The 11,181-nt window shown below is 72.7% G+C and carries 8 protein-coding genes; 3 read left to right on the top strand and 5 right to left on the bottom strand.

Annotated features, from left to right (window positions below):
- Positions 1-74: 74 nt before the first annotated feature.
- Both BLW17_RS09810 and BLW17_RS09815 read left to right on the top strand, forming a co-directional pair.
- On the top strand, positions 75-1,964 hold the full coding sequence (locus BLW17_RS09810) for a di-heme-cytochrome C peroxidase (RefSeq protein ID WP_269429100.1): 1,890 nt from the start codon (positions 75-77) through the stop codon (positions 1,962-1,964).
- 155 nt (positions 1,965-2,119) lie between these two features.
- A complete protein-coding gene (locus BLW17_RS09815; RefSeq protein WP_074826511.1) occupies positions 2,120-3,910 on the top strand; it encodes a peroxidase family protein in 1,791 nt (596 codons plus the stop codon).
- A 54-nt stretch (positions 3,911-3,964) separates the two neighbouring features.
- On the opposite strand, the gene BLW17_RS09820 is transcribed toward BLW17_RS09815, so the two are convergent.
- The 3 genes from BLW17_RS09820 to BLW17_RS09830 are packed head-to-tail and all read right to left on the bottom strand — an operon-like array spanning position 3,965 to position 6,110.
- Complete coding sequence (locus BLW17_RS09820) at positions 3,965-4,756, bottom strand: metal ABC transporter permease (protein WP_036704777.1); 792 nt, start codon at positions 4,754-4,756, stop codon at positions 3,965-3,967.
- Positions 4,756-5,655 carry an ATP-binding cassette domain-containing protein gene (locus tag BLW17_RS09825; protein WP_081969235.1) on the bottom strand — a complete coding sequence of 300 codons (900 nt, stop codon included), beginning with the start codon at positions 5,653-5,655 and terminating at the stop codon, positions 4,756-4,758. The genes BLW17_RS09820 and BLW17_RS09825 overlap by 1 nt, the downstream gene beginning before the upstream one ends.
- Positions 5,652-6,110, bottom strand: coding sequence for a transcriptional repressor (locus BLW17_RS09830; RefSeq protein ID WP_036735950.1), 459 nt, complete (start codon positions 6,108-6,110; stop codon positions 5,652-5,654). Before BLW17_RS09830 ends, BLW17_RS09825 begins: the two co-directional genes overlap by 4 nt.
- Before the next feature lie 89 nt (positions 6,111-6,199).
- On the opposite strand from BLW17_RS09830, the gene BLW17_RS09835 reads away from it, so the two are divergent.
- Positions 6,200-7,297, top strand: a complete 1,098-nt coding sequence (locus BLW17_RS09835) for a zinc ABC transporter substrate-binding protein (protein WP_036735953.1) — start codon at positions 6,200-6,202, stop codon at positions 7,295-7,297.
- A gap of 26 nt (positions 7,298-7,323) precedes the next feature.
- On the opposite strand, the gene ptsP is transcribed toward BLW17_RS09835, so the two are convergent.
- Positions 7,324-9,582, bottom strand: a complete 2,259-nt coding sequence (ptsP, locus tag BLW17_RS09840; RefSeq protein ID WP_036709574.1) for a phosphoenolpyruvate--protein phosphotransferase — start codon at positions 9,580-9,582, stop codon at positions 7,324-7,326.
- 49 nt (positions 9,583-9,631) lie between these two features.
- Positions 9,632-10,888 (bottom strand): aspartate kinase, encoded by a 1,257-nt coding sequence (locus BLW17_RS09845; protein WP_036735956.1) that lies wholly within the window; start codon positions 10,886-10,888, stop codon positions 9,632-9,634.
- Positions 10,889-11,181: the final 293 nt, after the last annotated feature.

Here is an 11,181-nt window from a genome sequence, read left to right on the forward strand (position 1 = left end):
ATGCGAAGCCCGCCCGGCGGCCGCAGGATGGACACGAGACCCGGGGGACCGGATCGGCACGGAGCATGGTAATGATGAAGCTGTTTTCGCGTTCTGTGATTGCTGCCTGCACCCTGCTGTCCCTCGGGTCTCCGTCAGCGTCCGGCCAGGTCGTCGCAGCCTGCCGGGGGGACGGTCTGCTGTGCCTCGACCAGGGATGGACCGACGCACAGCGGGCGATGTGGTACACCATGTCGCAAGGATCGCGCCTGCTGCCGCTCTCCTGGGCACGCCACCTGAGGACGGCCGACGACAGTCGGCCGTTCTTCGGGGCGGCCCATCTGGGCGCGCTGGGGTATCTCGACAATCCCGTGTCCGCGACCAACCCCGAGGGGTTGCCGGTCGGGTTCGCCGTGGACCAGAACCCCGCGGACGCGCCACAGCTCATGTGCGACCGCTTTCCCGCAATGTGCGCGGCGGGCACCATGCGCGCGCCGTGGCTGGGGCTGAACTGCGCCGCCTGCCACACGACCGAGATCACCTATCAGGGCCGCCGCCTGCGGATCGAGGGCGCGCCGACGCTTGCCGATTTCGACGGGCTGGTGAACGGGCTTCAGGCCGCGCTGGTCGCGACCGCGAACGACGGCGCCCGGCTGCGGCGCCTGGCGCTCGACCTCGGGGCCGCGACCCCGCGCGACGTCGAGTCGCTGAACCGCCAGCTGCGCGAGCAGATCGCCTGGATGGAGGGGCTGCGCCGCGTCAACGACGGCGCCGTGGCCGCGGGGCCGGGCCGGCTGGACGCTCAGGGCCACATCCTCGCCAAGGTCGCGGCGGTAAACGGCGGCGGCCCCCCGCCCGAGGATTTCCGCGCCGACGCCCCGGCCAGCTATCCGTTCATCTGGAACACCCACCAGCAGGACAAGCTGCAGTGGAACGGCATCGCCGGGGCGGAACTCAAGCTCAACGTCTTTTCCCGCAACACCGACGTCGGCGCGCTGATCCGCAACATCTCCGAGGTGATCGGCGTCTTTGCCCAGATCGAGGCCGACAAGCCCGGCATCACCTATCGCAGCAGCGTGCGGCTGATCCCGATCGTCTCGCTCGAGCGGGTGCTCGAGCGCCTGCAGTCGCCGGTCTGGCCCGAGGGGGTGCTCGGGCCCCTCGACCGGGGCCGGGTGGCGGCGGGGGCGCCGCTCTACGTCGCCCATTGCCAGCAATGCCACCGGCCCCTCGCCGCGGGCGACCAGCAGAGCCCCGCGCCGATCCGGATGGAGCCGATCGAGAGCGCCGGCACCGACCTGTTTCTGGCCTGCAACACCTTCCTGCGCACGGCCGACGCGGGCAGCATGGCCGGCAAGAAGATGTTCGGCGTCGCGGGCGCGCGGATCGAGCGGACGGACGTGGCCCACAAGATGCTGGTCAACGCCGCCTCGGGCGTGATCCTGCGCCAGTGGCGCGAGCTGCTGGCGAGCGTGGTCACCGACCTCGTGCCGCGCCCGCTCGAGGGGGTCATCAGAGAGCGCAACCTGGCGGGGCTCGAGGTGCTGCCGGGCGTCACCGACCCGGTCCGCCGCGAGCGCGCCCGGCGCTGCCTGGCCGCCGGGGCGCAGGAGCTTCTGGCCTACAAGGCCCGGCCGCTGAACGGGATCTGGGCCACGGCGCCCTATCTGCACAACGGCTCGGTGCCGACGCTCTACGACCTGCTGCTGCCGGCCCGGCTGCGCAACACGGTTCCCGCCGGCGTCCCCGTCCCCGACCCCGCCGGGCCGCTGCGGCCGGAACGCTTCACGCTGGGCACCCGCGCCTTCGACCCGGTGAAGGTGGGCTTCGCGGAAGGCGCGCCCGACAGCACCTGGACCTTCAACGTCCGCGATGCCGCGGGGGCGCCGATCCCCGGCAACTCGAACGCCGGGCATGATTACGGAAACGCCAGCCTCTCCGAAGAGGATCGGCTGAACCTTCTCGAATATCTCAAGTCGCTTTGACCGCCTGCCGCCTGACGGGTGAGGCCGCCTGACCACACGGCCTCACCCGCCCCCCGACCCCGAAAACCTGCCCTCCCCCTTCCACCTGCCGCGCGCGGGCGGGCGGCCTGACGGCTGCCCCCGCCCCCGACACCCACCCGATCAGGAGCCACGCCATGACCATCATCGTGCAATCCCACGGCGGCCCGACCACGCCGACCCGTGCCCTCCGGCCGCTCGAGGCGGCGGTGCCCGCGGGCGGCGACGTGGCCCCCGACGAGCGCGCCGACTTCGGCTATCTCTTCGACCACGAGGCGGCGACGGCGGACGACTATGTCCCCGACGCCGTCCTGCCGCTGCTGGACGAGATGGCGCGGCTGATGGTCCCCGACGTCGAGGCCCCGCAGACCGAATCGGACATTCCCGCGGTGATGACCTACTGGGGCCAGTTCCTCGACCACGAGCTGACCGCCCGCACCGACCGCGAAAGCGTCGTCTCGGACCTTGCCGCGGGGGTGCCCCAGGCGTCGGCGGCCCGGATCGCGGCCGAGCTGAAGAACGCCCGCAGCCCGCGCTTCGATCTCGACAGCGTCTATGGCGGACCGCCGATCGGGCCGGACTTCACCCCAGCGAGCGCCGCGCAGACCGCCACGGTCGTCTCGGGGATGCGGCACCCGTCCAACCCCGCCAAGATGCGGATCGGGACGTGCCTGACCGGCGAGAGCAACGATCCGATCCCCGACGACCTCGACCGGCACCGCGACCTGCCACGCTTCCTGCAGGTCGAGCCGCCGGTCCGCGACGCCTATCTGGCGCTCGCCCAGTCGCAGCTCACACCGGCCGAGTTCGCCGCCTTCCGCGCATCGCTGCCGAGCCGCGCCATCATCGGCGACAAGCGCAACGAGGAAAACCTGATCGTCGCCCAGTTCCACCTGAGCGTGCTGCGGTTCCACAACCGGGTGGTGGATTTCCTCGCCCATCCGGGCACGGGCTGGCTGGCCGACTTTGCCGCCGCGCGCGAGCTGACGCGGCTGCATTATCAATGGCTGATCGCCGAGGTCTATCTGCCCGCCGTCTGCGACCCGGCGGTGGTGGCCCGCGTCCGGGCCGAGCGGGCGGCGCCCTTCTTCGCCTTCCGGGCCGCGCACGCCGCCCGCGCGGGGGGCACCACGCTCGGCAATGCCCTGCCGCTCGAGTTCTCGGCCGCCGCCTATCGCTTCGGGCACACGATGGTGCGCGGCAGCTACGACTATAACCGGAACTTCGGCCGGCCGGGGGGCATCCTGCCCGAGTCGCCCTTCGAGCTGCTGTTCGGGTTCACCGCCGGCGGCGGGTTCCGCCCCTCGCCCCAGGCCCCCGCCAAGCCGCGGCTGCCGGCCAACTGGATCATCGACTGGGCGCGGTTCCTCGAGGTGCGGACCAACTTCGACGACGGGCTGCCGCAGCGGGCGGCGCGGGCAATCGACACCGCGCTCGCCCCGCCGCTCGGCGATCTGGCCAACGAGGGCGCGGATGCGCCGACGGCCGACCTCAAGGCGCTGCACCGCCACCTTGCGCGGCGCAACCTGCGCCGGGGCCTGTCGCTCAGGCTGCCGACCGGGCAGGCGCTGCACCGCCAGCTCAAGGCGGCGGGGGCGCTGACCAGCGACCCGATCGCCGACATCGCGGCGGCGCTGCGGGGCAAGCCCGAGATGGCGACGTTCCTCGCCGGGCCGGGCGCGGCCCTCGCCCGGGCGACGCCGCTGTGGTTCTACATCCTGGCCGAGGCCGAGGCGGGCGGCGGCAACCGGCTGGGCGAACTCGGCAGCTGGATCGTGGCCACCACCTTCGTGGGGGTGCTGCTGGCCGACCCCGACTCGGCCCTGTCGCGCGGGTTCACCCCGGCGCAGAGCCCGCTCAGGACGCCGGACGGGGCGCCGGTCGACAGCCTCGAGCGGTGGATGAGGTTTGCGCTGGTGATGAACTAGGCGCAACCGAGCGGGGCGGCCTCCTCCTCCGCCCCGCTCACGTCATTCCGGGCGTCACGCCGTGCGCCGGCCGAGGCTCAGCGCGGTGGCGAGGACGAAGATCACCGCCGCGGCGCAGATGATCGTCGGGCCCGCCGGGGTGTCGAGGTGCCAGGCCGCGGCCAGGCCGCCGAGGCTCGCGGCCGTGCCGGTCAGGGCGGTGGCCGCGACCATCGCCTCGGGGCTGCGGGCGAGCGGGCGGGCGGCGGCGGCGGGGATGATCAGCATGGCGCTGATCAGCAGCGCGCCGACGATGCGGATGCCCACCGCCACCACCAGCGCCAGTGCGAGGTTCAGCACCCATTGCTCGACCCGCGGGCTGATCCCGTCCGCAACCGCCATCTCGGGCGAGAGCGTCGCGAGCAACAGCCGCGACCAGCGCCAGAAGATCAGCGCCACCACCGCCCCCGCGCCCGCCCAGATCACCACCAGATCGGCGCGGGTGACGGCCAGCAGGTCGCCGAACAGCCACGCGCTGAGGTCGCTGCGGACCCCGTGCAGGAACGACACCGCGACGAGCCCCGCGGCGAGCGCGCTGTGGGCCATCACCCCCAGCATCGTGTCCACCGCCTGCCGGCCGCTCAGGGTCGAGATCGCCGCCGCCATCGCCAGCGCCACCAGCACGACCGAGGGCACCAGCGGCAGGCTGAACGCCAGCGACAGCGCCACGCCCAGAAGCGCGGCATGGGCGGTGGCGTCGCCGTAATAGGCCATCCGCCGCCACACGACGAAGCAGCCCAGCGGCGCGCAGGCGAGCGCCAGCCCGACCCCGGCCAGCGCCGCGCGGATCATGAAGTCGCTCAGCATCAGGCGGCATCCTCGCCGTGGTCGTGGCCGGCGCAGGGGGTGCCGTCGGCGTGGGTGTGGTCGTGGTGGTGGCGATAGAGCGCCAGCGCCCCGCCCTCGGGCATTCCGCCCCCGAAGGCGCCGAAGAGGCCGCGGTAGGCGGGCGAGAGCGACACCGATTCGGGCGTGCCCTCGCAGCAGACATGGCCGTTGAGGCAGATGACGTGGTCCGAGGCGCGCATCACGATCTGCAGGTCGTGGCTGACCATCAGCACGGCGCAGCCGGTCTCGGCGCGGACCGCCTCGATATGGGCGTAGTAGGCCGAGACGCCGGGCTGGTCGAGCCCGGCGGCGCCCTCATCGAGGATCATCAGGTCAGGGGCACCCATCAGCGCGCGGGCCAGCAACAGCCGCTGCAACTGCCCGCCCGAGAGCGCGGCGAGCGGGCGGCGGCCGAGCCCGGCGAGCCCGGCGCGGTCGAGCGCAGCCTCGACGGCGGCGGCTGGGCGGCGGTGGGGGAGGTTGAGGAACCGCGCGGCGCTGATCGGCAGGGTCGGATCGACGGCGAGCCGCTGCGGGACATAGGCGAGGCGCAGTCCGGGGGCGCGCCAGACCTGCCCCTCGGACGGCGCAAGCGCGCCGATGATGACCCGCATCAGCGTCGTCTTGCCCGAGCCGTTGGGGCCGAGGACGGTGACGATCTCGCCCCGCCGCACGGTCAGGTCGATGTCGCGCAGCACCGCGTGGCCGCCGAGCGTCACGCCGACATCCGCGAGCCGCACCAGCGGCGCGCCGTCGCGCGCGGGCGCGGGCGGGGCCACGCGCGGCGCGGCGGCCAGCAGCGCCGCGGGGGCCGCCGCGGTCGCCCGCGTCGGCGTGCCGGGTGTCGCTGCGGCGCCCGTCCCGTCCGCGGGGCTCATGCCGCGGCCGCGCGGCAATCGGCGCACAGGCCCTCGGCCTCGCGCACCGTCGTCTCGATGGCGAAGCCCGCGTCGGCGGCGGCATCGCCCAGCGCCCCGCCGCGGGTCTCGGCCGGGGTCTCGATCACCGTGCGGCAGTTGCGGCAGATGAGGAAGGCGGGCGCGTGGCCCGCCGCGCCCTGGGTGCAGGCGACAAAGGCGTTGAGCGTCTCGATCCGGTGGACGTAGCCGGCCTTCATCAGGTGGTCGAGCGCGCGGTAGGCGACGGGGGGCTGGCTGCCCAGGCCCTCGGCCCTGAGCCGGTCGAGGATCTCGTAGGCGCCGAGCGCGCGGTGCTCTTCGAGCAGGATCTCGAGCACGCGGCGGCGCACCGGGGTCAGCGCCCGGCCTTGGGCGGTGCTTTCGGCGTCGACGCGGGCCATGGCGTCGGCAATGCAGCGGCTGTGGTCATGCATGGCATACCCTCCCCCGACGGTCGGCGCCGGTTGACCGCGGGAATGTTATACTATAACTCATGCCTCCATCCTAATGCGGAGTGTCCCCGATGTCACGATCCCTCTTGGCGGCCGTCGCCGCGTCGTTTCCCCTCGCGCTCGGCGCCCTCCCCGCCCTGGCCGAGGGGCCGCGCGTGGTGGCCGACGTCGCGCCGGTGCACGGGCTGGTGGCGCGGGTGATGCAGGGGGTGGGCGAGCCCGCGCTGCTGGTCCGGCCGGGCGCCTCGCCGCACGGCTATGCGATGAAGCCGTCCGAGGCCGGCGCGCTGGAAGCGGCGCAGGTGGTGTTCTTCGTCGGGCCGGAACTCACGCCGTGGCTGATGCGGCCGATCGAGTCGCTGGCGCCCAAGGCGAAGCAGGTCGAGCTGCTGGCCGCGCCGGGCACGGTGACGCTGCCGACCCGGACAGGGGCCACCTTTGCCCCGCATGACCACGGGGACGAGGGGCATGACCACGGCGCCGAAGCGGCAGCCCCGGCGCAGGCCCCGGCGGCCGAGCCGGACCATGACCACGACCACGCCGACCACGACCACGATCACGACCACGCCGCCGAGGCGGCCGCCCCGGCCCCTGCGGCCGAGGATCACGACCACGCCGCCCCTGCGGGCGACGATCACGACCACGCGCACAGCCACGACGGGATCGACCCGCACGCCTGGCTCGACCCCGAGAACGGCAAGGCCTGGACCCGCGCCATCGCCGCGACGCTGGCGGAGCTCGACCCCGACCACGCCGCCGCCTACGCCGCCAACGCCGAGGCCGCGGTGGCCGAGATCGACGCGGCCGAGGCTGACACCCGCGCCGCCCTCGCGCCGCTGGGCGACCTGCGCTTCGTGGCCTTCCACGACGCCTACCAGTATCTCGAGACGCGCTTCGGGGTCAGCGCGGCGGGGTCGGTGTCGCTGAGCGATGCGTCCGCGCCCTCGCCCGCCCGCATCGCCGAGCTGCGGCAGGCGGTGGCGGCGATGGGGGTGAGCTGCGCGCTCAGCGAGCCGCAGTTCGACGCCGACCTGCTCAACACCGTGTTCGACGGCACCGGGGTCAAGACCGCGGTGATCGACCCGGTCGGCGCGGCGATCCCGGCGGGGCCGGCGTTCTATCCGACGCTCATCCGTTCGCTGGGCACCGCGCTTACCGCCTGCCGCTGAGGCCAGCGCCTGCCGCCAGCGCCCCGTCAGGCGGCGCTGGCGCTCGCGCTCGCGCGGGCCAGCACGGCGGTGACGGCGGGGCGCAGGTTCGTCTCGCCCGCCGCCCGCGCGGCGTCGATCACCGCCCGCAGCTCGCCGATGTCGATGCGGCGGATCAGCGACTTGACCGGCCCGATCGAGGCCGGGCGCATCGACAGCGACCGCAGCCCCAGCGCGACGAAGGCCGCCGCCTCGGCCGGGCGGCCCGCATCCTCGCCGCAGAAGCTGACCGGCACCCCCTCGGCATCGCAGCGCGCGACGATCATCTCGATCAGGTTCAGGAACGGCGCCGACAGCGTGTCATAGCGCCGCCGCACCCGCTCGTTCTCGCGGTCGGCGGCGAAGAAGAACTGCTTGAGGTCGTTGCCGCCGATCGAGATGAAATCGCACTGGCGGAAGAACGCGGGCGCGGCAAAGGCCAGCGACGGCGTCTCGAGCATCGCCCCCACCTGCAGCTCGGTCGGCAGCGGCCGCCCGGTCGCCGCCTCGCGCTCGAGCTGCTCGTCCAGCATGGCGCGGGCGCTGGCGAACTCGGTCGCGTCGGCGACGAAGGGGAACATGAGGTGCAAGGGCCGCCCCGCCGCCGCCCGGATCAGCGCCTGAAGCTGCATCTGCAGCACCCCGCGCTTGTCGAGGCCGACGCGGATCGCCCGCCAGCCCATCGCCGGGTTCGGCTCGTCGATGCGCTTCATGTAGGGCAGCACCTTGTCCGAGCCGATGTCGAGGGTGCGGAACACCACCGGCTTGCCGTGGGCGTTGTCGAGCACGCGGGCGTAGAGCGCCGCCAGCTCGCTGCGGCGCGGGACGCGGGTGCGGGTCAGGAACTGCAACTCGGTGCGGAAGAGCCCGACCCCCTCGGCGCCCGAGCCCTCGAGGCTGGGCAGGTCGGCCATCAGCCCCGCGTTCATGCAGAGCCGCACGGTGGTCCCGCAGCGCGCCGTGGCGGGCAGGTCGCGCAGGCCCGCATACATCTTCTGCGCCTCGGCTTGCATGGCGATCTTGTCGCGGAAGGCGGCGGCGACGGTCTCCTCGGGGCGCAGGTGGACGATGCCGCTGTCGCCATCGACGAGGATCGGGTCGCCGTTCAGCGCCTCGGAGCGGATGCGGGCGGCGTGGATCACCAGCGGGATCGCCAGCGCCCGGGCGACGATCGCCGCATGGCTGCCGACCGACCCTTCCTCGAGCACCACGCCGCGCAAGGAGCGGCCGTAGTCCAGCAGCTCGGCCGGGCCGATGTTGCGGGCAACGAGGATCGGGTTGGCGGGCATCGCCCCGCCGGTGTCGCTGCCCTGCCCGGTCAGGATCCGCAGCAGGCGGTTCGACAGGTCGTCGAGGTCGTGCAGCCGGTCGCGCAGATAGGGATCGGCGGCGCTTTCCAGCCGGGCGCGGGCCTGCGACTGCTCTTTCTCGACCGCCGCCTCGGCCGAGAGGCCGAGGTCGATGTCCTCCTCCATCCGCCGGAGCCAGCTTTTGGAGTTGGCGAACATCCGGTAGGCCTCGAGCACCGCCTCGCCCTCGGCGCCGGGCATCTCGGTCTCGGCCACCATCTGGTCCACGGTCTGGCGCAGCATCGCCACCGCCTCGGCCAGCCGGGCGCGTTCCTTGTCGGGGTCGTCGCCCACAGGGTTGGTGATGACAACCCGCGGCTCGTGCAGCCAGACCTGGCCCTCGGCCGCCCCCTCCTGCCCCGTGTCGCCGCGGAAGACGGCCGGGAAGCGGTGGGTCGAGGGCTGCGCCTCGTTGCCGAGGAAGGCGCCGAGTTCGGCCATCTCGGCCAGCACCATCGCCACCACCTCGAGGCCGTAGACCTCGTCCTCGGTGTATTCGCGGGCCTCGCGCGACTGCACGACGAGGACGCCCAGCTTCTCGCCGACCCGCTGGATCGGCACGCCGAGGAACGAGGGGAACACCTCTTCCCCCGTCTCGGGCATGTAGCGGAAGCCGGGCTGCGCGGGGGCGTCGGCGGTGTTGATCGGCCGCCCGGTGCGGGCGACGCGGCCCACTAGCCCCTCGCCCAGGCGCAGGCGGGTGCGGTGCACCGCCTCGGCCCGCAGCCCCTCGGTCGCGCAGAGTTCCAGCGTGTCGGCGTCGCGGAACAGATAGACCGAGCACACCTGCGAGCGCATCGAGTCCGCGATGTGGTGGGTGATCCGGTCCAGCCGATCCTGCCCCCCGCCCGGCGCCGCCAGCGAATCGCGCAGCCGCCTCAGCAGCCTGCGCGATTCGCTTTCGGTGCGTTCCGGCATCTCCGTGCGGTCCCCTGGCCCAGACTGGCCGGAGGGCGCGTCCGGCGGATCAGGCCTTTTCCAGCTCGAAGGCATCATGCAGCGCCTGCACGGCCAGTTCCATATACTTGCGGTCGATCAGCACCGAAATCTTGATCTCGGACGTGGCAATGACCTTGATGTTGATGTTTTCATCAGCCAGCGCCTTGAACATCCGCGCCGCGACCCCGGCGTGGGACCGCATCCCGATGCCCACGACCGAGACCTTGGCCACGTCGCTGTCCACGGCCAGCTCGTCATAGGCGATCAGCCCCTTGGCGCGGGCATCCTCCATCGCCTTGCGGGCGCGTTCGACCTGGTTCACGGGGCAGGAGAAGGTCATGTCGGTGACCGCGCCCGGGTGATCCTCGTAGTCGCGCTCCGAGATGTTCTGGACGATCATGTCCACGTTGACGCCGGCATCGGCGAGCGGCTGGAAGATCGCCGCCGAGATGCCCGGCCGGTCCTCGACCGTCACCAGCGTGATCTTGGCCTCGTCGCGGCTGTAGGCGACGCCCGAAACGACCTTGGATTCCATGATCTCATCCTCATCGCAGACCAGCGTGCCGCTGGATTCGTCGGTATCCTCGAACGACGACAGCACCCGCAGCCGCACGTTGTAGCGCATGGCGAGCTCGACCGAGCGGGTCTGCAGCACCTTGGCGCCCAGGCTGGCGAGTTCCAGCATCTCCTCGAACGCGATCTTCTCGAGCTTGCGGGCCTTCGAGCTGATGCGCGGGTCGGTGGTATAGACGCCGTCCACGTCGGTGTAGATGTCGCAGCGCTCGGCCGCGAAGGCGGCGGCAAAGGCGACCGCGGTGGTGTCGGACCCGCCGCGGCCCAGCGTGGTGATGCGGCCGTCCGGGCCGATGCCCTGGAAGCCCGCGACGACCGCGACCTTCATGCCTTCGGCGAACTTGGCGTCGATGTTGGCGCGCGGGATGTCGACGAAGCGGGCCGAGCCGTGCTGGGCGGTGGTGTTGATCGGCACCTGCCAGCCCTGCCAGCTGCGCGCCGGGACGCCCATCTCCTGCAGGCGCAGCGCCATGAGGCCGGCGGTGACGTTCTCGCCCGAGGCGACCACGGCGTCGTATTCGCGCGCGTCGTAGAGCCGCGAGGTGCCCTCGACCCAGCCCACGAGCTCGTTGGTCTTGCCCGACATGGCGCTGACGATGACGATCACGTCGTAGCCGCGCTCGACCTCGCGCTGGACCTTGGCGGCCGCATTGGCAATGCGGTCGAGGTCGGCCACCGAGGTGCCGCCGAATTTCATCACCAGAAGCGGCATCCGAGTGCCTCCAGTCGGGAACGGAACGGGGCGCTGCATAGGGCGGCGCGGGGGCGGGGGCAAGGGGCGGGTGCGACGGGCGCTGCGAGGGGCGCCGGAAAGGCCGTGGACGCGGACGCCGAGGGGGCCGCGCGCGGACATTGCGTCACATTCGATGCACCCCGTTGACGGGTTGGCTCGCGCGGGCGTAACAGCGGCCCACTGACGCGGGTCAACTGTCCCTCGATCGATCGCAGAAAGCGATCCGGTCTGTATCGTTGGTGAACTGTGCCCCATCCCGTGGGCGCATTCCC

This window comes from Paracoccus sanguinis (genome assembly GCF_900106665.1).
In the GTDB taxonomy this organism is placed as follows: domain Bacteria; phylum Pseudomonadota; class Alphaproteobacteria; order Rhodobacterales; family Rhodobacteraceae; genus Paracoccus; species Paracoccus panacisoli.